19 protein-coding genes, 2 tRNA genes and 1 pseudogene are annotated in these 22867 nt (G+C 60.2%); 9 read left to right on the forward strand and 13 right to left on the reverse strand.

From position 1 onward, the window contains the following. Positions 1–145: 145 nt before the first annotated feature. Positions 146–811, forward strand: coding sequence for an FKBP-type peptidyl-prolyl cis-trans isomerase (locus tag AB3G35_RS02280; RefSeq protein WP_016783004.1), 666 nt, complete (start codon positions 146–148; stop codon positions 809–811). 60 nt (positions 812–871) lie between these two features. Here AB3G35_RS02280 and AB3G35_RS02285 read toward each other — a convergent pair whose 3' ends face one another. The 8 genes and pseudogenes from AB3G35_RS02285 to AB3G35_RS02320 form a co-directional block, all read right to left on the reverse strand. Beyond that, the gene (locus AB3G35_RS02285) at positions 872–1342 is read right to left on the reverse strand and encodes an Rsd/AlgQ family anti-sigma factor (RefSeq protein WP_016783003.1); all 471 of its coding nucleotides are present in this window, start codon (positions 1340–1342) and stop codon (positions 872–874) included. 190 nt (positions 1343–1532) lie between these two features. After that, on the reverse strand, positions 1533–2060 hold the full coding sequence (locus AB3G35_RS02290; RefSeq protein ID WP_106115558.1) for a disulfide bond formation protein B: 528 nt from the start codon (positions 2058–2060) through the stop codon (positions 1533–1535). Positions 2061–2280: 220 nt separating this feature from the next. Continuing rightward, positions 2281–3522, reverse strand: a complete 1242-nt coding sequence (locus tag AB3G35_RS02295) for a heme biosynthesis protein HemY (RefSeq protein WP_106115559.1) — start codon at positions 3520–3522, stop codon at positions 2281–2283. Continuing rightward, positions 3519–4646 (reverse strand): uroporphyrinogen-III C-methyltransferase, encoded by a 1128-nt coding sequence (locus tag AB3G35_RS02300; protein ID WP_095040639.1) that lies wholly within the window; start codon positions 4644–4646, stop codon positions 3519–3521. The genes AB3G35_RS02295 and AB3G35_RS02300 overlap by 4 nt, the downstream gene beginning before the upstream one ends. A 16-nt stretch (positions 4647–4662) precedes the next feature. Then, positions 4663–5430: a uroporphyrinogen-III synthase gene (locus tag AB3G35_RS02305; protein WP_095040640.1), complete on the reverse strand. Its 768-nt coding sequence runs from the start codon at positions 5428–5430 to the stop codon at positions 4663–4665. Further along, complete coding sequence (hemC, locus tag AB3G35_RS02310) at positions 5427–6368, reverse strand: hydroxymethylbilane synthase (RefSeq protein WP_086799427.1); 942 nt, start codon at positions 6366–6368, stop codon at positions 5427–5429. Before hemC ends, AB3G35_RS02305 begins: the two co-directional genes overlap by 4 nt. Before the next feature lie 127 nt (positions 6369–6495). Continuing rightward, entirely contained in the window at positions 6496–7242 is a 747-nt protein-coding gene (locus tag AB3G35_RS02315; RefSeq protein ID WP_016782997.1) for a LytTR family DNA-binding domain-containing protein, read from the reverse strand. After that, positions 7239–7370, reverse strand: a pseudogene (locus AB3G35_RS02320) (sensor histidine kinase); the annotation flags it as partial. The gene AB3G35_RS02315 and the pseudogene AB3G35_RS02320, both read right to left, overlap by 4 nt. 257 nt (positions 7371–7627) lie before the next feature. Here AB3G35_RS02320 and argH point away from each other — a divergent pair. Then, positions 7628–9022, forward strand: a complete 1395-nt coding sequence (gene argH, locus AB3G35_RS02325; RefSeq protein WP_083369690.1) for an argininosuccinate lyase — start codon at positions 7628–7630, stop codon at positions 9020–9022. A 67-nt stretch (positions 9023–9089) separates the two neighbouring features. On the opposite strand, the gene AB3G35_RS02330 is transcribed toward argH, so the two are convergent. Further along, positions 9090–9749: a glutathione S-transferase family protein gene (locus tag AB3G35_RS02330; protein WP_016782996.1), complete on the reverse strand. Its 660-nt coding sequence runs from the start codon at positions 9747–9749 to the stop codon at positions 9090–9092. 124 nt (positions 9750–9873) lie between these two features. Between AB3G35_RS02330 and AB3G35_RS02335 the strand changes: the two genes are divergently transcribed. Next, positions 9874–10158, forward strand: coding sequence for a hypothetical protein (locus tag AB3G35_RS02335; protein ID WP_016782995.1), 285 nt, complete (start codon positions 9874–9876; stop codon positions 10156–10158). 7 nt (positions 10159–10165) lie between these two features. Here AB3G35_RS02335 and dibA read toward each other — a convergent pair whose 3' ends face one another. After that, positions 10166–12088, reverse strand: a complete 1923-nt coding sequence (gene dibA, locus AB3G35_RS02340) for a phosphodiesterase DibA (RefSeq protein WP_134050766.1) — start codon at positions 12086–12088, stop codon at positions 10166–10168. 149 nt (positions 12089–12237) lie between these two features. Between dibA and desA the strand changes: the two genes are divergently transcribed. Further along, a complete protein-coding gene (gene desA, locus AB3G35_RS02345; RefSeq protein WP_167380483.1) occupies positions 12238–13422 on the forward strand; it encodes a delta-9 fatty acid desaturase DesA in 1185 nt (394 codons plus the stop codon). Between the two features lie 113 nt (positions 13423–13535). Here the strand turns inward: desA and AB3G35_RS02350 are convergent, their stop codons facing one another. The 3 genes from AB3G35_RS02350 to gabD form a co-directional block, all read right to left on the reverse strand. Further along, positions 13536–14750, reverse strand: coding sequence for an HDOD domain-containing protein (locus AB3G35_RS02350; protein WP_369782277.1), 1215 nt, complete (start codon positions 14748–14750; stop codon positions 13536–13538). A gap of 145 nt (positions 14751–14895) precedes the next feature. Next, a complete protein-coding gene (gabT, locus tag AB3G35_RS02355; protein ID WP_016782991.1) occupies positions 14896–16179 on the reverse strand; it encodes a 4-aminobutyrate--2-oxoglutarate transaminase in 1284 nt (427 codons plus the stop codon). 177 nt (positions 16180–16356) lie between these two features. Further along, on the reverse strand, positions 16357–17799 hold the full coding sequence (gene gabD, locus AB3G35_RS02360) for an NADP-dependent succinate-semialdehyde dehydrogenase (protein ID WP_016782989.1): 1443 nt from the start codon (positions 17797–17799) through the stop codon (positions 16357–16359). Between the two features lie 346 nt (positions 17800–18145). On the opposite strand from gabD, the gene AB3G35_RS02365 reads away from it, so the two are divergent. The 5 genes from AB3G35_RS02365 (at position 18146) to AB3G35_RS02385 (ending at position 22818) form a co-directional block, all read left to right on the forward strand. Beyond that, positions 18146–18222: transfer RNA gene (locus AB3G35_RS02365), tRNA-Arg, on the forward strand. Positions 18223–18408: 186 nt separating this feature from the next. Continuing rightward, positions 18409–18499 (forward strand) — tRNA-Ser (locus AB3G35_RS02370). Positions 18500–18794: 295 nt separating this feature from the next. After that, entirely contained in the window at positions 18795–19313 is a 519-nt protein-coding gene (locus tag AB3G35_RS02375) for an RNA polymerase sigma factor (RefSeq protein ID WP_029611667.1), read from the forward strand. Beyond that, positions 19306–20250 carry a FecR family protein gene (locus AB3G35_RS02380; RefSeq protein WP_106115562.1) on the forward strand — a complete coding sequence of 315 codons (945 nt, stop codon included), beginning with the start codon at positions 19306–19308 and terminating at the stop codon, positions 20248–20250. Before AB3G35_RS02375 ends, AB3G35_RS02380 begins: the two co-directional genes overlap by 8 nt. A gap of 114 nt (positions 20251–20364) precedes the next feature. Continuing rightward, positions 20365–22818, forward strand: a complete 2454-nt coding sequence (locus AB3G35_RS02385; RefSeq protein ID WP_016782978.1) for a TonB-dependent receptor — start codon at positions 20365–20367, stop codon at positions 22816–22818. Positions 22819–22867 lie beyond the last annotated feature (49 nt).

The raw sequence follows: 22867 nt of genomic DNA on the forward strand, positions 1-22867 counted from the left end.
CGAAAAACTTGTGCTGGATCAATCTTTAACGGCCAATACCGCTAAATTCAATGAGTGCCCAAACGTCTTCCAGGCCCTCGAATTAAACCCTCGGCGCCGCTCGGGCGCTGGCATAATCGCTCGCACATCACGCCGGAGAACCCCCATGCCGCGTTACTTGTTTTTGCCGTTGTTGTGCCTTGTGCCTTTGGCCCATGCCGCCCCGCCCTCGACCCCCGGCGACGCTCACGACCTGGCCTACAGCATGGGCGCAAGCCTGGGTGAACGCTTGCGCCAGGAAGTCCCCGAGCTGCAGATCCAGGCCTTGATCGATGGCCTGAATACCGCCTACCAAGGCAAACCGCTGGCCCTGACGAATGAACGCATCGGGCAGATTCTGGCGCTGCATCAGGCTCAGTCAGACCCCGGGCAGGCGCAGCCAGGCATCAATGCAGCCCTTAGCGCTGAAGATGTTTTCTTGATGGTCGAAAAACAGCAGCCGCAAGCTCGCGAATTGGCCGACGGCATCATCCTCACCGAACTCAAGCCCGGCAAAGGGGCCAAGCCCGGCCCGAAAGATTCGGTGTATGTGAGCTATGTGGGGCTACTGCCTGATGGCAGCGTGTTCGACCACAGCAGCCAACCTCAATGGTTTCGCCTGGACAGCGTGATCGCCGGCTGGCGCAGTGCCTTGGTGCAGATGCCAGTAGGCGCCAAATGGCGCCTGGCGATACCTTCCAGCCAAGCCTACGGCGCCCAGGGTGCCGGGGATTTGATTGCGCCCAATACGCCACTGGTATTTGAGATCGAACTGTTCGCTACGCGAAAATAACCGCTCAAAAACGAAAAACGGCGCGCCATTGCGCACCGTTTTTTTTAAATGGGTTGCGGCCTACGCCTGGGCGGCCTCTTTCTGCTTGTGCGCGCTGTGCAGCACTTCGATCAGGCAGTCCTCAAGCTCAAAGCGCTCATCGAGCAGAGCGCCCAACACCTTGATCTCTTCTGCCAGCTTGTCGCAGTCAGGGCGATGGGCCTTGCCGTCACAATGATCGTTGAACGCCAGGGCGGCTTCGGTAATCACATTGATACGCGGGTAAATGGTCTCGGCCAGGGCAAGCCCGCGCTCATCATTAAAGGCCTTGGCCTCCTGATTGAGCTGCTCGTAAATCTCGAAATGACCTGCGGAAACGTAGTCGACCAGCAACTGGCAAAACTCTTTTTGCGGCCCACGCTTGGGGTTGTTTTGCTGCTCCAGCAGAGCGGCATAAGCCTTCACAAGTTTACGACGCTCATGCAACCAGCGGTCTACCAACTGATGGACGCCGTTGAAACGTTCCTGAGCACTCTCGCATCTTTCGAGCATGATGATCTCTCTTCCCTTGTGGGCCCATGCCACCCGACATCAGCCGGGCCTGTGTGAACCAAAACCTGCGCGATGGCACGGGCATTGGGCGGCATAACTCCGTGATACGTGCGGGCCAGATTATGCCCGCTCGGCTACTGCTTCAAGGTACGCACGAGAGAAAATTCATACAAGTGTTTAATCCCATGTGCTACTTCACGTCGCAGCCACGCGGTAATTTGTAGCAATTAAGCGAGCGACTTATCTGAAAGAGACCAAGAGCAATGAGCACGAGAAAGGCCAGCAGGCTCAACTCGGGAATACTCAAGTCAAATACAGTCCAGTGAACATGCGCACAGTCTTCACTGCCGCGATAAATCATCGAAATGATTTCCCACGCCGACATGTCGTGCCAACTGCACGCCACTTCCGGCGGGCAACCCACCAACTGATCGGGGCCAAGCTGTTGCAGCCATACCTGGCGCAAGGCACTCGCCGCACCGCCCAGCGCAAACAACGAGGAGGCAAGGGAGTAACACCACAAGCCAACCCTTTTGGGGGCATGGGCATAAGCCATCAAGTTGACGAAGCAGAAACCCAGCAAGAAAAAGCGCTGCACCTGACATAACCAACAAGGTTTAAGCCCCGGCCCGTACTCCAGGTAAAAAGTAGCGCCCAGCACCAAGGCACCGACTGCAAAGGCCAAAAAGAAAATGAAACGTGAGCCTGCCAAAAACATGGCTTTTCCGTAACAAAATAGACAGCTGGTTACGGTAGATGAAAGCCATTGACCCTTTCAAGGTGGCCTTAAGAGGATACGTCCTGAAGGAAGCGGGGAAAAACCTACAGAAGCGTGAAGTATTCAGAACTTGCAGAGTAGGAAATACCAACTCATGCAACATTCACGGACGACTCAGCCCAGCCTGACGCGTGCCGAAACACACGCCAGGCTGACGCTGTCACAGGCTTGTGGCAGTGGCCGGCAAAGGCGAGGCCAGCAAACGCTCATCGAGCAAATTCAGACCCTCCTGGAACAATTGGTTGCTGCGCGCCGTATCACCCAACTGGGCAAGCAACCGCGCCAGCTCGGCACAGGTTTCCGGGTTGCGTTCAACCTTCAGGCTGCTTTCAAGGTAGTCCCGCGCCTTGCCCCACAAGCTGTTTTGCAGGCACAGGCGGCCCAGGGTCAAGAGCAGGCTGGCGTCGCCTTGATGGCTTTTGAGCCAGCCTTCGGCAGTCTGCAGCTGCTTGACCGGGTCGCTGCCGCGCAGCAGGCCGTAGAGGCGCACCAGGTGGCTGTCGTAACTGCGCTTGAGCGCCCCACGCAGTACTTCCTCGGCTTCGGCTTGTGCGCCCAGCTGGCGCAATTGCTCAGCATAGGCCAGCACCAGTGCGGGTTCCTGGCGCTGGGCCGAGGTAAGCTGTTGCCAGGCGCGCTGCAGCGACTGCAGCCCCGCCTCGCCCTCCGTTTCACGCTGGGCCGCCAGGCTCAGGTTCTGCCCCCAGGCGCGGCGCTCCAGCTCAGCCAGTTCCTTGGCCGGCAATACCTTGTCCTTGCGCAGCTCCGGCAGCAGGCGGATCAACGCCGTCCAGTCGCCACGCTGCTGGTGCAGGCGCTGCAACTGACGCAGTACCTGGACGTTATGCGGATGACGCTCGTGCATGGCTTGCAAGGTCACCAGCGCGCCATCGGTGTCGGCGCGGTCCACCTGCAACTGGGCATGGCTCAGGGCAATTGCCAGTTCGGCCTGGGGCTGACGCTCCAATGCACGCTCCAGCAGGTTGTCGCTTTCTTCGTAGTGCCCCTGCTCATTGGCCGCACGCGCAGCACCCAGGTAGTAGAGCAATGGCTGTGGTTCGGCTTCGGCGGCACGGGCCAGGTGCTTCTGTGCGCTGGCCCAACGGCCCTCGGCAAGGTCCATCTGGCCTTGCTCGATGGCGATCTGTACCCGACGGCTGCGGTTGCGCCGCGACCACGGGTTCACCAGCCCGGTAGACGCCGTAACCAGCTCCACCAGCAGCTTGATGCCCCATACCAGCAACCACAGCACGGCCAGCAGGGCGAGGGTTGCCCACACACTGGATTCGTAGCGGAAGTTTTTATAGGCGATCAGCACATAGCCCGCGTCTTCAGCGATTGCCAGGCCGATGCAGGCCGCAGCTGCAATCAACAAAAACACAATCACATAGAAACGCTTCATGGATGGGCCTCCTGCGCAGGGCTGGCGGCCGCTTTGCCCGGCTCGTCGGCACTCACATGCCGACGTTCGAGATAAGCCTGCACCGCACTCAAGGCCCCGGCGAGATCCGGGGTCTTGACCGTGACCGGCTGCTTGCTGAGCTCGATCACTTGCTCAAGGATTTTTTTGCTCTGCGGGTTATCCGCATTGAAGTTGCCCTTGAGGACGTCTTGCGCCTGCTCCAAAGCCCGGGTGTAAACCGGCTCCTGACCATTGAGCGCGGCCCACTGGGCTTGCTCCAGCGCCAGGCTCAAGGCCAGGCGAACCTGGGTCAGGCTCTGGCCGGCCAATAGCGGGCGCACATTTTTATCGGCATTGAAATCAATGCGGATGTAATGCGAGATCTCCTCCCACCACTGGGCCCAACGGCTCGCGCCATCGCCATCAGCGGTGAGGCTTGCCAGCGAATCACCCTGGTTCTGATAGGCCGGGGCCAGGGCACTGAGCTGCGCCACTTGATCACGCAAGGCCGCCAGCTGCAAAAACAGGCCGGTACGGTCCGGTTGCTCAACGCTGCGCAGGGCCGTCAGGCTTTTGGCCAGTTGTTCACGGGCGGCATAAGAGCCCGGGTCGTTTTGCTCGCGCAAAATCGCGTCTGCGCCCTGCACCAGGGCCTGGGCGCTAGTGATGTCTTGCAGGGCCGACAAGCGCAAGGTGGCCAGGCGCAACAAGTGCTCGGCCTCGGCCAGACGCCAGTCCTTGCGGCTCTCGCCCAACACGGTTTCAAGGCGCTGGTTCAGGCGCTGCTGATCGCCTTGCAGTTGCACGACCAATTGGCGCTGATTATCCAGCTCACTGGCCGAAGGCAACTGGTTGAGCCGGGTCAGCAGTTGTTGCTCGCCCTGCTTGATCGACAGCGTTTGCGCGGCCAGGGCGGGTACGTCGCTCAGTTGCTCAGTGGTGGCAGCTTGCAGTTGACGCACCTGCCACACCCCCCAGCCACCCACGGCTACACCGGCAGCGCCCAGCAACAGGGCGACAACGGCCAGACCATTGCCCCGCCCTTGCGGTGCAGGTTCGGCTTGTTTAACCGGCGCTTCTGGCGCGGGCTGTACGGGTTCTTTGGACAAGACTGTTTCGCTCACGAATCCATCCTTTGCATTAGAAAGCAGGTGCGGGATGTTCCCGCAGCGCCGCCAGCAAAGCCGCAGCGCTCGCGCCACGACAATCCACAACATGTTGCGCCCCGGCGCTGCGTGCCAGCTCAGCAACCCGGGGGCTTGGAACAAATAATGGCAGGCGTGCAAGCTGCGGCCAGTCATCCCCTGCCAAGTGGTGTAAATGTTCAAGACCCTGCCCACTGCTGACCACCAGCGCGTTCAGGCGTTCCCCTGTAACCCGCTTATGCAGGGTCGCAGGCGGGTATGACGGCAGCTCGCGACGATAGAGTTCAAGGTAGTCGACCTGCGCGCCGAGGCTGCGTAGACGGTCAGCCAGCATCTCGCGACCGCCCTCCCCGCGCAGAATCAGCACCTTGGGCTGCACGCCCCTCACCGCCGAGGTGAACGCGGGCATTGCTAGCAGCGCCTCACTGTCATCGCCCCATTGAGGGTAGCTAACATCGAGGCCGTGGGCGGCGAGAATCTGCGCCGTCGCGGCGCCTACAGTGAACCACTTCTGCTGCGGCGCCTGCGGCCAGTACTGGCGCATCAGCTCAAGCCCCAGGCGCGCCGCCGGCTTGCTGACCACAATCACCGCGCAATAACGGTCAAGGCCGGCCATCAGCGCACGCTGGGCGTCGCTCATGGCCAACGGGGCAATCGCCAGCAATGGCAGGCTGCTGCTGAAGATACCGGCAGCCGCCAGCTCATCGGCCAGGGCTGCAGACTCCTCGGCAGGCCGGGTCAGCAGCAGGCGCCAACCGGTCACTCGTGACCTGCCTCACCATAAACGGCTTTGAGGATATCGCCAGCGCCTTGTGCCAGCAGCGCCTCGGCCACCTGCACCCCCAGCTCGCTGGCAGCCGCACGCGGCGCACGGGCGTCGGCACTGAGCAACACACCACCGCTCGGCTCGCCGACCAGTCCACGCAGCCAGATTTGCTCGCCTTCAAGCACGGCATAACAGGCAATCGGTACTTGGCAGCCGCCATTGAGGTGCTTGTTCAGCGCACGTTCGGCCGTGACGCGCACGGCCGTATCGGCGTGATGCAACGGCGTCAACAAGGCATGAATTTCGCTGTCCGCGCTACGGCATTCGATGCCCACTGCGCCTTGGCCACCGGCGGGCAAGCTGTCTTCGATGCTGATCGCTGACGTGATGCGGTCTTCAAAACCGAGACGGATCAGGCCGGCAGCCGCGAGGATAATGGCGTCGTATTCACCGGCATCGAGCTTGGCCAGACGGGTGTTGACGTTGCCACGCAGAAAACGGATTTGCAGGTCCGGGCGACGAGTCAGCAACTGGGCCTGACGGCGCAGGCTCGACGTGCCGACAATGCTGCCCCGGGGCAAATCGTCGAGGCTGGCATAGGTATTGGAAACGAAGGCGTCACGCGGATCTTCGCGCTCGCAAATGCAAAACAGACCCAGGCCTTCAGGGAAGTCCATCGGTACGTCTTTCATGGAGTGCACGGCGATATCTGCTTCGTTGTCGAGCAGGGCGGTTTCCAGCTCCTTGACGAACAGGCCCTTGCCGCCGATTTTTGACAGCGGCGAGTCCAGCAGCTTGTCACCACGGCTGACCATGGGCACCAGCGTCACCAAAATACCGGGGTGAGCCTGCTCTAAACGGGCTTTGACGTATTCGGCCTGCCACAGAGCCAGGGCGCTTTTACGGGTAGCGATGCGGATTTCGCGAGAGGACATGGATCAATCCGTACTGAAAAGATACGGCTGATAATAACAGCTCAGCCAAAACAGCTTTGACTTGTATCAGAAAGTCCTCGGCCTCCCTGGCCCAAAACGGCGCGCCCGCGCCTTTTTAGAACGCGAATTACAGCTGCTGCATCATCTTGCGCACACCCGCCACATGCCTGCGGCTGACGATCAGCGCATCACCGTTGAGCCCGCGCAGGAACAGCTGAAAATGCCCCAGCGGCGTGCGTTGCAAACGCTCGATACGATCACGCGCCACCAGCGCATTGCGGTGGATACGCACAAAGCGCTCACCAAACTCGTCTTCAAGGGCTTTTAGCGGTTCATCCAGCAGCACCTCACCGCCCGCGTGGCGCAAGGTCACGTATTTGTGGTCGGCAATAAAGTAGATCACCTGGTCGATGGGGATCAGTTCAATGCCTTTTCGGGTTCTGGCACTGATATGACTGCGCGGGCCACTGCCGGTTTGCGCAGCCGGCCGGGTAAGTGCGGCCAGTTGCACGCGATTGGGCCGGTGCGCCTCCTTGAGGGCAGCACTCAGGGCCTGCGCGGTGACCGGCTTGAGCACATAGCTGACTCCGCTGTCTTGCAGGGCCTGCACGGAAAACTCATCAGGGGCCACGCAAAACACCACCGAAGGCGGTAGCTCGCGCTCGCATAATTTGGCTGCAACCTGCAACCCGTCGAGGCCTGGCAGGCGAATATCGAGCAAAACGACATCCGGCTTCAGGTTTTCGATCAGGGTAAGTGCCTCTTCGCCATTGGTGGCGCCAGGCTCCAGCAACGTATAACCCCCGAGCGTGCTGAGCAAATGGCTCAAATGCTCGCGGGCCAGGGTTTCGTCATCAACGATCAGGACATTCATATAGCGCTGTATTCCTGCGTGAGTCTCGCACAAGGATAGCGTAGACAGGTGATGTGACGACTGTCACGGCGATCCACGCTAAGACTAGCGCGAAGGCCAAAAAGTGCCGCAAACCTGGCAGCTAAATTCACCCGTCTCGATTGCTCGATTTAATACCGGATACGTCTGGCAATCTACAAAGACCTGCTATGACTGATCCATACGACCAACTGTAGACGGTTGCCAAGGCGAAAGTATTCAAACGATACATTTCGTTTCGGAAATTTATTTATACCGCACTTCACACAAAAACCTGCCGAGCTGCGTCAACGCCATGAATGGCAACCCTGTTATGATCCGCGGTAACTATTTGTGTAACTCCCCTCAGCCGATTACGAGCGAATCCATGAGCACCGACAAGACCAATCAGTCCTGGGGCGGCCGCTTCAGTGAACCCGTCGACGCCTTCGTTGCGCGTTTCACCGCCTCCGTCACTTTCGACCAGCGCCTTTATCGCCACGACATCATGGGCTCCGTGGCTCACGCCACGATGCTGGCCAAGGTTGGCGTGCTGACCGATGCCGAGCGCGACAGCATCATCGACGGCCTCAAAACCATCCAGAGCGAAATCGAAGCCGGTCAATTCGACTGGCGCATCGACCTGGAAGACGTGCACATGAACATCGAAGCGCGTCTGACCGATCGCATCGGCGTGACCGGTAAAAAACTGCACACCGGGCGCAGCCGTAATGACCAGGTCGCGACCGATATTCGTTTGTGGCTGCGCGACGAAATCGACCTGATCCTGGCTGAAATCACCCGCCTGCAAAAAGGCCTGCTGGAACAGGCAGAGCGTGAAGCCGAGACCATCATGCCCGGCTTTACCCACCTGCAGACCGCACAGCCGGTGACGTTCGGTCACCATATGCTGGCCTGGTTCGAGATGCTCAGCCGCGATTACGAGCGCCTGGTCGACTGCCGCAAGCGCACCAACCGCATGCCCCTGGGCAGCGCGGCACTGGCGGGCACCACCTACCCGATCGACCGCGAATTCACCGCGCAACTGCTAGGCTTTGACGCCGTAGGCGGCAACTCGCTGGACAACGTGTCCGATCGCGACTTCGCCATCGAGTTCTGCGCCGCCGCCAGCATCGCGATGATGCACTTGTCGCGCTTCTCCGAAGAGCTGGTGCTGTGGACCAGCGCACAATTCCAGTTTATCGACCTGCCCGACCGCTTCTGCACCGGCAGCTCGATCATGCCGCAAAAGAAAAACCCCGACGTGCCGGAGTTGGTGCGCGGCAAAAGCGGCCGTGTATTCGGCGCGCTGATGGGCCTGCTGACCTTGATGAAGGGCCAGCCTCTGGCCTACAACAAGGACAACCAGGAAGACAAGGAGCCGCTGTTCGACGCCGCTGACACCCTGCGTGACTCGCTGCGCGCCTTTGCCGACATGATCCCGGCGATCAAGCCCAAGCACGCGATCATGCGTGAAGCCGCCTTGCGCGGTTTCTCCACCGCGACCGACCTGGCCGACTACCTGGTTCGCCGTGGCCTGCCGTTCCGTGATTGCCACGAAATCGTTGGCCACGCCGTGAAGTATGGCGTTGAGACCGGCAAGGACCTGGCGGAAATGAGCCTTGAAGAACTGCGTCAGTTCAGCGATCAGATCGAAGACGATGTGTTTGCCGTGCTGACCCTTGAAGGTTCGGTCAATGCGCGTAATCACATCGGCGGCACCGCGCCGGCGCAAGTGAAAGCAGCAGTTGTGCGCGGCAAGGCGTTGCTGGCCAGCCGTTAAGCGTCAGGCAATACAAAAAACGGGCACCCTGGGGTGCCCGTTTTTTTATCCAGCGCCGACCCGAGGGTTATTTCTTGCTGCTGATCCAGGCCAGGAACTGTGGCATGGCGGCGTCTTTGTCCGCGGCGATTTTTTGCACATGCGGGTTTTGCTTCAGACGTTCCAGCAAGGCCGCGGCCCCCGGCATGTCTGCCAGCAGGTCGAGGCCAAACACCTTGTGCGCCACCGCACAGGCCAGGTCAACGCTGAAGGCGAAGTAGATATCCGCCACGCTCAGGGTGTCGCCCGCCACATAAGGCGCAAACTTGCCGTGACGGCCCAGCGAAGCAATACCCTCGAGCAGCTCGGTGCGCGCCTTTTCCTTGATCACGTCGGGCACTTGCATGCCGAAGAACGCCTCGGGGTAGCAAGCACGGGCCGGCAGTTCGATATACAGCTCGATTTCCTTGGCCAGCGCCAGCACCTGGGCGCGCTCGAACGGGTCAACCGGCAGCAGTTTCGGGCCTGTTTGCGTTTGCTCGATATATTCGAGGATCACGCTGGTTTCGTTGATAAAACCTTGCGCAACGCCCAGGGCCGGGACTTTGCCACGGGGGCTGATGGCCAGGGCCTCCGGGGTCTTGCCAGCGAAAAACGGCACCTCTTCAAAGGGCACGCCCTTTTCCAGCAGCGCCAGCTTGACCATGTTGTAGTAGTTGCTGACTGCGAATCCATAAAGCTTGAGCATTACAAAGCCTCCAGGCCGTGTTGGGGTTGGCTGCAGCTGTTATAGAGCTTCGCCGTCAGGCTGGCTAGCAGCATCACTGGCTTGAATGCAGTTAGACTGGCCGCCTTTACTTGAGGAGCCTGCCATGAGCGAGCCAACCGATATCGACAACGAAGAAGAAGAATTCGCCGAATCCACCCTGATCCAGGCGATTGAAAACCAGATTGAAAGCGACAACCCGCCTGCCGCCAAGGCCACGTTCAACAAACTGACCCTGGTTGGCTACGAGCGCGACGATATCCTGCAGATGATGGCCCATGTGCTGGCCGTGGAAATTGACGCGATCCTCGAAGAAGACCGCGCCTTTAACACCGAGTGGTACGAAGCCGCCCTGCGCGCGCTGCCGACCCTGCCGCCAGAAAAGGACTGAACCCGGTTCAGGGGCGAATCGCCGGCGCCCTTTGCCAGTCCAGATCCTGGGCAGGCATCGGGCGCCCGAACCAGTAGCCCTGGCCCAGGTCGCAGTCAAGGTCGAGCAGGAACTGCGCCTGCCCGACCTGCTCTATGCCTTCGGCATGCACCTGCAAGCCCATGCTTTGACCCAAAGCGATAACGGCACGCACGATTGCCACATCATCATTGTCCCCGGGCAAGCCGGCGACAAAGCCCTGATCGATTTTCAGCTTCTGCACGGGCAAGCGCTTGAGGCGCAGCAGCGATGAAAAGCCGGTGCCGAAATCATCGATAGCCAGGCGCAAACCCAGAGCCCGCAGGCGATGCATCTGCTCCAGGGCCACTTGCGAGTTGTCCATCACCGCACTTTCGGTCACTTCCAGTTCCAGCAGGGCCGGGTCCAGGCCGGTATCCGCCAGTACCGTGGACACCAGCGCGAACAGCTCGGGCCGGGCAAACAGGCGGCTGGAAATGTTCACCGCCACAAACGCCAGCTCCACGCCCGCCCCCTGCCACTGCACCATCTGCCAACAGGCCTGCTCCAGCACCCAGGCGTCAATTTCGGCAATCAGCCCGGTGCGTTCGGCAATCGGGATAAATTCACCCGGCGCCAACAGCCCGCGCAGCGGATGCTCCCAGCGCACCAGAGCCTCAACGCCAATCAGGCGGCTGGTTTTAAGTTCATGCACCGGCTGGTAATACACGCGCAGCTCTTGCTGCTCCAGGGCACGGCGCAAATCGCTGGCCACCTCGACCCGGTACTGGGCGTGGGCCGTCAGCTCTTCGGTGTACAAGGCATACCCCTCGCGCCCCGAGCTTTTGGCCTTGAACAGCGCCGAGTCGGCATTGCGCAGCAATTGCTCGGCGTTCAACGCATCGCCGGGGAACACGCTGATGCCAACGCTGGCGCTGATAAACAGCTGATGCTTGTCGACATCAAACGGGCCTTTCATGATCTCCAGCACCTGCTGCGCAAGCCCGGCGGCCTGGCTCGCTTGCGCACAGCTGTCGATCAGCACGGCGAACTCATCGCCGCCCAGCCGGGCCACGGTAAAGCCCTTGCCAAACACCCTGAGCAAACGCTCGGCCACCGCCTTGAGCAGCAGGTCGCCGACGTTGTGGCCCAGGCTGTCATTGATGATCTTGAAGTGGTCGAGGTCAATCATCAGCAGCGCGCAGCCGGTCTGGTGGCGTTGTGCAGAAGCCAGCGCCTGCTCGGTACGGTCGGTGAACAGCAGGCGGTTGGGCAGGTCGGTCAGGGGGTCATGGTGAACCAGGCGCGCCAGCTCGGTCTGGGAGTTCTTGATCGCGGAGATATCCGAAAAAACCGCGACATAGTGGCTAACCAGGCCCTTGTCATCGGTAATCGCACGCACGGTTTGCCACTGCGGGTAGACCTCGCCACTTTTGCGCCGGTTCCAGATTTCGCCGTGCCACTCGCCGTGCTCGTCGATGGTCTTGAACATTGCCTGGTAGAACTCGGGCCCGTGACGGCCCGACTTGAACATGTTCGGGCGGCGACCAAGCACCTCTTCGGCCGGGTAGCCCGTGATCTCCACCAGGGCACGATTAACGTGAACGATCACCCCGCGGCTGTCGCTGACCAGCACCCCTTCACGGGTGCAGTCAAACACCACTGCCGCCTGGCGCAAGCGCTCCTGATCCTGACGCTGGCGCTTCAGGCCGGGGTTCATGCCCAGAAAATCGAATAAACGGGCCCGGGCGAAAAAAATCAGTACGGCGCTGAACAAGGCAAAAACATAGCCATTTACCTGCTGCCACCTCACCAATTGTGCTGAATCATCGAAATAACTGTTCAATAAATGATCAGTTACCAGCAGCCAGAAAACCGCTAGCAGCCCGTATAACAAGGCCGTACGCAAGGCATCGCGAGAAGAAACAGACATAAGAAAGTTAATGCACCTACAAAAAAATGGGAATTATAGTGTAAGAAACATCCCGGCACTCTTATCTGAAAGGCCGACTGGTTTTATCTGGCTGCATGGTGATAATGCGTGTTGCAGTTTTTTTCATCTTCCCGAGGGCCAAACAGCCTATGTGGTACAACGGTTTTCTCGACTTGTCAGCCTGGCAACTGGTGGCAGTCACTCTGTTGATGACCCACGTGACCATTATCGGTGTCACGGTTTATCTACACCGCTACTCAGCCCACCGCTCATTGGAGCTCAATGGTGGCCTGAAACACTTTTTCCGCTTCTGGCTGTGGCTCACCACCGCGCAGAACACCCGCGAGTGGACAGCCATCCACCGCAAACACCACGCCAAATGCGAAACCGTCGATGACCCGCACAGCCCGGTGATCAAAGGGTTATCGACCGTTTTGCGAAAAGGTGCAGAGCTGTATCGCGAAGAAGCGCAAAATCCTGAAACACTGCGCATTTACGGCAAAAACTGCCCTGAAGACTGGATTGAGCGAAATCTTTATTCGCGTTACAAAATGCTTGGTGTGGCGATCATGCTGGTCATCGACCTGCTGCTGTTCGGTGCCATCGGCCTGACCATCTGGGCCATCCAGATGATGTGGATCCCGGTGTGGGCGGCAGGCGTGGTCAACGGTTTGGGTCACGCGGTGGGTTATCGCAACTTCGAGTGCCGCGACGCGGCCACCAATCTGGTGCCGTGGGGCATCATCATTGGCGGTGAAGAGCTGCACAACAACCATCACACTTATCCCAACTCGGCCAAGCTGTCGGTCAAGAAGTGGGAGTTCGACCTGGGTTGGGCCTGGATCAAGGTCTTCAGCTTTTTGCGTCTAGCCAAGGTTCAGCGTGTTGCGCCGATTGCCCATAGGGTGGAAGGCAAGGGCAACCTGGACATGGACACCGCGATGGCGATCCTCAACAACCGCTTCCAGATCATGGCCCAGTACCGCAAGCTGGTGATCGCGCCGCTGGTGCAGCAAGAGCTGGCCAAGGTCGATCATTCGGTACGCCACCAGTTCCGCCGCGCCAAGCGCCTGCTGTCGCGCGAGACCAGCCTGCTTGAAGATCGCCATCACCAGCGTATCGAGAAGATGCTGGAGCACAGCCAGTCGCTGAAAGTGATTTACGAGAAGCGCCTGGCCCTGCAACAGATCTGGGTCAAGACCAGCACCAACGGTCACGACATGCTGGCGGCGATCAAGGAATGGGTACACGAGGCAGAGGCCAGCGGGATCCAGTCGCTGCGCGACTTTGCCCACCAGCTCAAGACCTATTCGCTGAGGCCTGCGGCGGTTTAAAGACGGGCCTCGCCTCCACCGATCAGGTGGGAGCGGGCTTGCTCGCGATGCAACCACCGCGGTTTGCCTGACCACCCGCGGCGCCTGAATCGCGAGCAAGCCCGCTCCCACCTTTACGGTTTATCGATCAGTTGCAAGAGCTGCGACATACCCACCCGCAACAAGCGCGCAGTCTTCCCGCCCGCCACCTCGGCAATCCCCTCTTCTGTTTCCAGATTGGCCACTTGCGCCGCCAGGTTCATCACCAGCGCTTCACGCGAATACACCCCGCCGCCCAAGTGATACATGGCCGCAATCAGTTCGCGCAGCTCCAGTGGCAAGCGCCAGCGCGTGCGTAACGCAGAGCCATAGGCTGCGCCAAACTCGGCCAGAGAGGCATCGATCGCCGGCGTATCCAGCTCACCACCCGCCTGGCGCCATTCCTGCAAGCAACGCAACACAGCCAGATCACCCAGGCAGTGCAACAACCCGGCGCAGTAACAACGCTCCTGATCCAGATTGAGCATGCCTGCCAATGTGCGGCCGTAGTCTGCTGCCCGCTGTGACAAGGCCCAATAACCCTCGGCGTAGTCCGCCAGGCACGCATCGCTTAACTGCGCGCCGGGCTTTAGGGTCAGCCCCTGTATCAGGTTCAGGCTTTGTGCAGGCCCCAGCCGCTGCATGGCTTGTGCGAGGGTCTGGGCCGGGCTCGCAAGGTGCTGCGCCGCGCTGTTGGCGGCCGCAATCAGCACCGCAGTAATGTGTGGATCGGTACGCACCTGCTGCTCAAGCTGCGCAAGATCAAGCCCGTCAGGACCCAGGCTGTTCCTGAGCGCCGACTGCGCATCAACCCTGAGCGGCGCGCCATCTGAAGACGCACGGTGCTGTTCCAGATAACGCTTGAGGGTCATGCCGGGCGCCAGCGCCGGCACGTCACACAAGATCTCTTGCCCCGCCTCAAGCAATAACCCCGTGAGGCGCTTGGTCAGCCCGGCAATGTCCAATGGCATGGTCAGGTAGGCCGTAGGCGCCAGGGGCAATGCTTCACGCACACTGGCGCTGTCATTGCGTGCACTCAGCAAAATAAAGGGCTGCGCGGCAACCGTGCGACGCTGGCGAACACTGCGCAGCAGATCCAGGCCACCGATGCCCGGCAGATCACGGTCAGCAATCACCAGGCCGTAGGTGTGCTTGCCCAACTGTGCAAGCGCCTGCTGGCCGTCGCCACAGACATCCAGTTGAGCGTCGCAACGTACAGTCAGCACCACTTGCTTGAGCAAGTCCCGGGTCCAGGGGTCGGCCTCGGCAATCAATACAGTGGGTGCTGCTTTTAAATCTACAACCGTCATCCAATTTGCTCCCCGTGCGATACAGGCACCTTAGTCAAAGGGCGCACGCGGATACAGGCAAAAACACCCATTTCGATGGATCAGACGCAAAAAAACCGCCGAAGCGGTTTTTTTGTCTATCAGGTCACAGCGTCAAGCGCGGGGCTTACACCAGTTCGGCGAAGCACTCTTCGATGATGGCCAGGCCTTTGTCCAGCTGCTCGTTTGGCGAGGTCAGCGGCACCAGCACGCGCAGGACGTTGCCGTAAGTGCCGCATGACAGCAGGATCAAACCCTTGTCGCGCGCCTTGGCAACCACTTGGGCCACGGCTGTCGGGTTCGGCTTGTGCGAGTCGCCGCCTTCGAACAGCTCGACCGCGATCATCGCGCCCAGCGCACGCACATCACCAATCACCGGGTGCTTGGCCTGGATAGCCTTGAGGCCTGTTACCAGGCGCTCGCCGACTTCCTTGCAACGGTCCAGCAGGTGCTCTTCTTCGAACACATCCAGCACCGCCAGCGCTGCTGCGCAAGCAATCGGGCTACCGGCATAGGTGCCGCCCAGGCCGCCTGGAGCGATGGCGTCCATGTACTCGGCCTTGCCGCACACACCGGCCAGCGGGAAGCCGCCAGCGATGGATTTGGCGAAGGTGGTCAGGTCGGCAGTCACGCCCATCTGTTCCATGGCGAAGAAGGTGCCAGTACGGCCAGCGCCGGTTTGCACTTCGTCCGCGATCAGCAGGATGCCGTGCTTGTCACACAGCTCGCGCAGGCGGGCCATAAACGCTTTCGGTGCCACATAGAAGCCACCTTCGCCCTGTACCGGCTCGATGATGATGGCGGCGATGTCTTTAGGCTCGGCGTCGTTCTTGAAGATGCGCTCGATGCTGGCGATGGAATCGTCAACGCTCACGCCGTGCAGTTCGCACGGGTACAGGGCACGGAAGATACCGCCCGGCATCAGGCCCATGCCGGCCGAGTACGGCACGACTTTGCCGGTCAGGCCCAGGGTCATCATGGTGCGACCGTGGTACGCGCCGGTGAAGGCGATCACGCCAGCACGGCCAGTCGCGGCACGGGCGATTTTCACGGCGTTTTCAACGGCTTCGGAACCGGTGGTGACCAGCAGGGTTTTCTTGTCGAAATTGCCCGGCACCTTGGCGTTGATCTTTTCGCACAGTTCAACGTAAGGCTCGTACGCCAGCACCTGGAAGCAGGTGTGGGTCAACTTGGTCAGTTGCTCTTGCACCGCGGCAATGATTTTCGGGTGCAGGTGACCGGTGTTCAGTACCGCGATACCGCCTGCGAAGTCAATGAACTCACGACCTTCAACGTCGGTAACGGTGGCGTTTTTCGCCGACTCGGCAAAGATCGGGTGGATCTGGCCAACACCGCGCGGAACAGCGGCTTCACGGCGTTTCATCAGGGATGCGTTGGTCTTGTTGCTCATGGTGTTCCTCATTCGCCGCTGATCAAGCGGCGTGGTTCAAGGCTGACGCGCCAGGCAGACACCCATGCCAGCATGCGATGATCGACTGGCATGGCGCTCCCGGCCACAAAAATTAACAGTTTGAAACGCAGGGGAAGCATCGCTCTCGTGCCCCCTCTGCTTGAACCACCCGCCGGGTTAGATACCCAGGCAGAGATATTTGATTTCCAGGTAATCTTCGATGCCGTACTTGGAGCCTTCACGGCCCAGGCCCGACGCCTTGATCCCGCCAAACGGCGCAACTTCGTTGGAGATCAGGCCGGTGTTGACGCCCACCATGCCGTACTCCAGCGCTTCAGCCACACGGAACACACGGCTCAGGTCGCGGGCATAGAAGTACGACGCCAGGCCGAACTCGGTGTCGTTGGCCATCGCGATCACTTCGGCTTCGTCCTTGAAGCGGAACAATGGCGCCAGCGGGCCGAAGGTTTCTTCCTTCGCCACGGCGGCGTTTTTCGGTACGTTCACCAGGATGGTCGGTTCGAAGAAGCTGCCTTCCAGGCTGTTGCCACCGGTCAGCAGGGTCGCGCCCTTGCTCAGTGCGTCAGCGATGTGCTCCTTGACCTTGGCCACGGCCTTGTCGTCGATCAACGGGCCAGTGGTGGTGCCTTCATCCAGACCGTTGCCGATCTTGAGCTTGCCCACCGCCACTTTGAGTTTCTCAGCGAAGGCATCGTAGACCGAGTCCTGAATGTACAGGCGGTTGGCACATACGCAGGTCTGACCGTTGTTACGGTATTTGGAGATGATTGCGCCTTCGACGGCCTTATCCAGGTCCGCGTCGTCGAACACGATGAACGGCGCGTTGCCGCCCAGTTCCAGCGACACTTTCTTGATGTCCTTGGCGCATTCGGCCATCAGTTGGCGACCGATTTCGGTCGAGCCGGTGAAGGACAGTTTGCGCACGATCGGGTTGCTGGTCAGCTCGCCGCCGATATCGCCGGCACTGCCGGTTACAACGCTCAACACGCCTTTCGGGATGCCGGCACGGTGGGCCAGCTCAACCAGGGCCAGGGCCGAGAACGGGGTTTGCGAAGCAGGCTTGATCACCATGGTGCAACCGGCGGCCAGGGCCGGGCCAGCTTTACGGGTGATCATGGCCGCCGGGAAGTTCCACGGGGTAATGGCAGCGGTCACGCCGATCGGCTGCTTGATCACGATCAGACGTTTGTCAGGCTGATGGCCCGGGATCACGTCGCCGTAGATACGCTTGGCTTCTTCGGCAAACCACTCGATAAACGAAGCGGCGTAGACGATTTCGCCCTTGGCCTCGGTCAGCGGCTTGCCCTGCTCCAGAGTCATCAGGCGGCCGAGGTCGTCCTGGTTTTCGATCAGCAGCTCAAACCAGCGACGCAGCTTGGTTGCACGCTCTTTGGCGGTCAGGGCACGCCAGGCCGGCAACGCTTTGTCTGCGGCTTCAATGGCACGACGGGTTTCCACCGCGCCCATTTTTGGCACGGTACCGATGATTTCACCGGTCGCCGGGTTGTTGACCTTGATGGTCTGGCCACCGTCGGCATCAACCCAGGCACCATCGATATAGGCTTGCTGGCGGAACAACTGTGCGTCTTTGAGCTGCATGTGGGCTTTCCTTAACAGCACCGCGCAGGCGCGGAGCGAATTATTTAAGTAGAAAGGCGCCGTAGAAGGCTGCCGTCAGGAAGTCATTCACTGCCAAAGTATCTAAATGACGCACAAAAAACAGGACGTGCGATTCAGCACTCAGACAAGAGCGTTTGAAATCTCAAACGAATCCTAGGGTCAAAGGGGGTAAAGGACAATAGTCTGTTCGAAAAAAAGAACAAGGCATCAGACTTCACCGTTTTATCACCCGGCCCCCATTAATAGCCCATAACGCGCCAGGAAACACCTGACGAATCAGCGGCATGGACGGCTGACACGCAGATGAGTATGATGGCGCCGCGCTGCACCAGTAGCTCAGCTGGATAGAGTACTGCCCTCCGAAGGCAGGGGTCGTGGGTTCGAATCCCGCCTGGTGCACCATTCTTCTTTCCCTTGTCCAAGGGAATCGCGTCAAATCCCTGTATCCCAAAGCATTTTTGCCTCTCATCGAGTACCCGATGAGCGATCGCACGCCTGTATTTTGAGCTTTTGCGGGTAAAACGCAGATCAGGTTAAATTTTCTATGGGCAACTGACGAAAGGCTGGTTACTATACGCGGCGTTTCGCGGAGAGCTGGCCGAGTGGCCGAAGGCGCTCCCCTGCTAAGGGAGTACACCTCAAAAGGGTGTCGGGGGTTCGAATCCCCCGTTCTCCGCCATTATTTGTGGCACCTGAATGCGTTCCCTTGTTCAAGGGAACCGCGTTTTCCCCCCTTAAAATCAAACCCGATGTGCATATGCGCAGGGCTTTGTCGCGTCTGCAGAAAGCTGTGGGAGCGGGCTTGCCCGCGGTTCAGGCGGCGCGGTCGTCCTGTCAGACCGCGTTGATGCCATCGCGGGCAAGCCACGCTCCCACACCGCTATAACCCAATGCGCCCCCCCACAAGAGCCGTTGCACCCGCGCACGCAATCGTTAATGATACGGCTTCTCATTAACACCCGAGCCCATGCTCCATGACCCCGCCTTCCCCCTCCAGCCTGCTGGCCAGTTTTCAGGAGCATTACGACGACCTGTTGTCGTTCCTGACCCGGCGCCTGCGTGACCGACATCGGGCGGCGGATGTGGCGCAGGAAACCTGGATCAAGCTGGCGAAAATCGACCCCAGGACGGTCACGGTGCTTAATGACCGGCACTTTATTTTCAAGGTGGCGGGCAATCTGGCCATTGATGCCTTGCGCGTGGACCAACGCCAGACCCGCAACCTGAGTGCCGAGCCGCCATCGCTGGAAATCGCCGACCCCGGGCTGCCGCCCGAAGGCCTGCTGCTGGCCACCGAGCGCATCGGCATCCTCGACGACGCCCTGCAACAACTGTCGCCCAATGCCCGCCAGGCGTTGCTGCTGAGTCGTATCGACGGCATGACCCAGGCGCAGATCGCCGTCGAACTGGGCGTGTCGCCAAGTATGGTGGCAAAATACATCGGCCAGGCCTTGCGCCACTGCCGTGACTGGCTCAAACACAACCATGCCTGAGCTTGCCGTGATGCTTTCTACGCCTACCCCTGAAGATCTCGACGATCAGGCCATCGACTGGCAGACGCTGCTGCACTCGGGCACAGCCACGGCCCGTCAGCGCCTGGACTACCAGCGCTGGCAACAGTTGAGCCCGGCGCACAAAAACGCCGCCCAGGAGGCCGAAGCGCTGTGGGCGGATATCGGCCTCACCGCCAGCGCCGAGCAACACCGCGCAAAGCCGCGCCGTCGGGTTTATCGCTGGGCCAGCGGGCTGGCGGCGGGGCTGGTGCTGGCCGTGCTCGGGTACGGCGCTGCGGACTATGTACCCAGCTGGTCCGACACTCATCACACCGGGGTCGGTCAGCGCCAGCAATGGCTGTTGAGCGATGGCACGCGTGTCACGCTCAATAGCGCGACGGCGCTATCGGTGGATTTCACCGGCACTCAGCGCAGCGTCAACTTGCGCAAGGGCGAAGCCCTGTTCGAGCTGGCCGATGATCCGTCGCGCCCCTTTGTTGTCCTGGCCGGGCAAGACCGCGTGGCGGCTAAAAACGGGGTCTTCAGCGTGCGCCGCGATGCGGGGCAGACCCGTATCCTGGTCGCCTCCGGCGCGGCGCAAGTGCAGCACCAGGCGCAAACCCTGGAGCTGCAACCCAACCAGCAGGCGCTGTACCAAGCAGGCCAGGTTGTCGCTGAGCGCCAGCAGGTCGATGCCAATGCCCTCACTGCCTGGCAGCGCGGCAAGCTGATCTTCAACCGCAAGCCCCTGCAGGAGGTCCTGGCCGAGCTGGAGCGCTATCAATACGGGCGCATCGTGCTGCCCGATGCCACCCTCGGCGCGATGCAGATCAGCGGCGTGTTCGACCTCAATGATCCGCAGAACCTGCTGCACACGCTGGAGCAGCGTTACGGCCTCAACATCACCTATCTGCCGTTTGTGGCGTGGGTCCACTGAAAATAATTTCACACAGCCACTGCAAGATCCTCTCGGGCATATCGTCGTAGTAAGACCAGGAACGAATCCGTTCCCATTCGCGATATAAAAACCCGGACAAGGATCAAACACGCAATGGTCGAGCACGTCAAAAAGCCACGCGGCGCACACCTCAACGAACAGCGACTGCGCCAGGTACTTGTGGCCACAACCTTGCTGGCCAGCCTGGGCGGCACGCTGCACGCCAGTGCCCAGGCAGCGTCTGCGACCGCCCCCGGTGCCTCTGTAAGCGCCCGCCAGGTCAGCCTGGACGTCCCGGCCCAGGAACTCGACCAGGCCCTTACCCAATTTGCCGACCAGGCCGATCTGCATCTGCTGTTCACCTCCGCCGAAGTGGCCGGGCTACACAGCCCGGGGCTCAAAGGGCAGATGAGCATTGAACAGGCACTGCACACCCTGCTGGAAGGCAGCGGCCTGGACTGGCAATTCAGCGATGCGCGCACCGTCATCTTGCGCAAACCTCAAGCCCCCGCGCAGAGCCTGCAACTCAAGGCCCTGGAAGTCAGCGTCGGCGCGCGTACCAGCACCGCCATCAGCGAAATCCCGGGCACCGTGTGGGTAGTCGACCAGGTGCAGTTGCAGGAGCAACTGGACACTGGTGTCACCCTCAAGGAAGCCATCGGCAAACTGGTGCCGGGGCTCGACCTGGCACCCGAAGGGCGCAGCAACTACGGCCAGAACATGCGCGGGCGCAACGTGCTGGTGATGATCGACGGCGTCAGCCAGAACAGCTCGCGGGGGCTGTCGCGCCAGTTCGACAGCATCTCGCCGTTCAACGTCGAACGGGTCGAAGTGTTGTCCGGCGCCAGCGCGCTATACGGCGGCGGCGCCACAGGCGGGATCATCAATATCGTGACCAAAAAGGGCACGCCCGGCCCCGCGCAATTCGAGACCGAGCTGTCGGCCACCAGCGGTTTCAACAATAGCGACGACCTCTCCAGCCGCATTTCGCAATCAGTCAGCGGCGGCACAGATCGGGTCTATGGTCGCCTGGGGATTTCCGGCGAACAGAACGAAGCCTTTTACGATGGCAAGGGCGACCAGGTGTTTATCGACAACACCCAGACCGACCTGCAATACAACCGCACCCTGGACCTGATGGGCAGCCTGGCGATCAAGCTCGATGACGTGCAGGACCTGGACTTGCTGGCTCAGTACTACGATTCGGGCAATAACGGCAGCGTCGGCATCTACTTCCCCAACCTGCACGACAAGGCGCCGTCCAACCTCGAAGACGCCGAAATCCGCAGCGGCTACGACACCGACCTGGAGCCGCGTTCCAAGCGCCTGCTGTTCAACGCCAACTATCACCACGCCGACTTGCTGGGCCAGGACTTCTACTTGCAGGGCTCGTACCGCAAGGAAGACAACAATTTCTATCCGTTCCCGTACTACAACGCCGGTAAACCGCAGGGTTCCAAGGGCGTGTACTTCGCCGCTTCGCAGCAAAACTTCGAGGTCACCAGCCTCAAGGCACTGTTTGCCAAGCAATGGGACAGCCTGAAGCTGACCTATGGCGTGGACCTTGACCGCGAGCGTTTCAACGCCGAGCAAAGCGTGTTCGATTCGGCCATCTCGTCCGAAAGCGGTGGCCTGGACCTGGTCACCCAAAGCAAAGCCCCGCGCTACCCAAGTTACCGGGTTGATGGGCATTCGGCCTACGCCCAGCTTGACTGGAAACTTACCGATGCCCTGACCCTGTCTGGCGGCGCGCGGCGCCAACAAATGGACGTCGATGTCGGTGTGTTCAAGGGCATTGCCGGTGGCAGCAATGATTACGCGGTCAACCTGTTCAACCTCGGTGCCATCTACGACTTTAAAAATGGCCATCAAACCTGGGTCAACTACAGCGAAGGCTTTGATTTGCCGGACCCGGCCAAGTACTACGGCAAGGCGGGCCTGAGCGTCAAAGACAACCCGCTGGCCGGGATCAAGAGCCGTCAGGTCGAGACCGGCTGGCGTTTTGCAGATGTGGATTGGGACGCGCAGGCGGCGATTTATTACATCTGGTCGGACAAGGTCATCACCACGGACGCTGCCACGCTGACCATTGATGTAACCGACAAGAAAAGCCGCGACTTTGGCTTTGAAGGCGCGCTGACCCGTCACTTCAATAACGGTTGGGACGCAGGCGGCACCTTGCATCTGGTGCGTTCAGAGGAAGAGGACGCGCAAGGCGACTGGATGAAACGTGACGCTCGTTATGCGTCATTGTCCAAGTCCACCGCGTTTGTGGGCTGGCACGGTGACGGGCGCAATGTGCGCTTGCAGGGTAACCATGCCTTTACACTTAAAGACGATTCCGACCACAAGATCAGCGGTTACACCACGTTCGACTTGATGGGCAGCCAGGAGACTGAATTCGGCACGTTCAGCGCCGGTATCCAGAACCTGCTGGACAAGGAGTACAGCACCGTCTGGGGCCAGCGTGCGGCGCTGTTCTACTCGCCGACCTACGGCCCGGAGTATCTGTATGACTATCAGGGCCGTGGCCGCACTTACACCATGACCTGGTCATTGGCGTACTGAGGACTGTGGGAGCGGGCTTGCTCGCGATTGGAGCAATGCGGTTTACCTG

Source organism: Pseudomonas sp. WC2401 (assembly GCF_041200115.1).
Classification (GTDB): Bacteria; Pseudomonadota; Gammaproteobacteria; order Pseudomonadales; family Pseudomonadaceae; genus Aquipseudomonas; species Aquipseudomonas fragi.

What these genes read in the sequence shown, in the direction of transcription:
- AB3G35_RS02295 (WP_106115559.1), bottom strand. Translation starts at nt 3,522, where the DNA reads ATGAAGCGTTTCTATGTGATTGTGTTTTTGTTGATTGCAGCTGCGGCC.
- AB3G35_RS02315 (WP_016782997.1), bottom strand. Translation starts at nt 7,242, where the DNA reads ATGAATGTCCTGATCGTTGATGACGAAACCCTGGCCCGCGAGCATTTG.
- gabT (WP_016782991.1), bottom strand. Translation starts at nt 16,179, where the DNA reads ATGAGCAACAAGACCAACGCATCCCTGATGAAACGCCGTGAAGCCGCT.
- dibA (WP_134050766.1), bottom strand. Translation starts at nt 12,088, where the DNA reads ATGTCTGTTTCTTCTCGCGATGCCTTGCGTACGGCCTTGTTATACGGG.
- gabD (WP_016782989.1), bottom strand. Translation starts at nt 17,799, where the DNA reads ATGCAGCTCAAAGACGCACAGTTGTTCCGCCAGCAAGCCTATATCGAT.
- AB3G35_RS02290 (WP_106115558.1), bottom strand. Translation starts at nt 2,060, where the DNA reads ATGTTTTTGGCAGGCTCACGTTTCATTTTCTTTTTGGCCTTTGCAGTC.
- hemC (WP_086799427.1), bottom strand. Translation starts at nt 6,368, where the DNA reads ATGTCCTCTCGCGAAATCCGCATCGCTACCCGTAAAAGCGCCCTGGCT.
- AB3G35_RS02385 (WP_016782978.1), top strand. Translation starts at nt 20,365, where the DNA reads ATGGTCGAGCACGTCAAAAAGCCACGCGGCGCACACCTCAACGAACAG.
- AB3G35_RS02375 (WP_029611667.1), top strand. Translation starts at nt 18,795, where the DNA reads ATGACCCCGCCTTCCCCCTCCAGCCTGCTGGCCAGTTTTCAGGAGCAT.
- argH (WP_083369690.1), top strand. Translation starts at nt 7,628, where the DNA reads ATGAGCACCGACAAGACCAATCAGTCCTGGGGCGGCCGCTTCAGTGAA.
- AB3G35_RS02350 (WP_369782277.1), bottom strand. Translation starts at nt 14,750, where the DNA reads ATGACGGTTGTAGATTTAAAAGCAGCACCCACTGTATTGATTGCCGAG.
- AB3G35_RS02280 (WP_016783004.1), top strand. Translation starts at nt 146, where the DNA reads ATGCCGCGTTACTTGTTTTTGCCGTTGTTGTGCCTTGTGCCTTTGGCC.
- AB3G35_RS02330 (WP_016782996.1), bottom strand. Translation starts at nt 9,749, where the DNA reads ATGCTCAAGCTTTATGGATTCGCAGTCAGCAACTACTACAACATGGTC.
- desA (WP_167380483.1), top strand. Translation starts at nt 12,238, where the DNA reads ATGTGGTACAACGGTTTTCTCGACTTGTCAGCCTGGCAACTGGTGGCA.
- AB3G35_RS02285 (WP_016783003.1), bottom strand. Translation starts at nt 1,342, where the DNA reads ATGCTCGAAAGATGCGAGAGTGCTCAGGAACGTTTCAACGGCGTCCAT.
- AB3G35_RS02335 (WP_016782995.1), top strand. Translation starts at nt 9,874, where the DNA reads ATGAGCGAGCCAACCGATATCGACAACGAAGAAGAAGAATTCGCCGAA.
- AB3G35_RS02380 (WP_106115562.1), top strand. Translation starts at nt 19,306, where the DNA reads ATGCCTGAGCTTGCCGTGATGCTTTCTACGCCTACCCCTGAAGATCTC.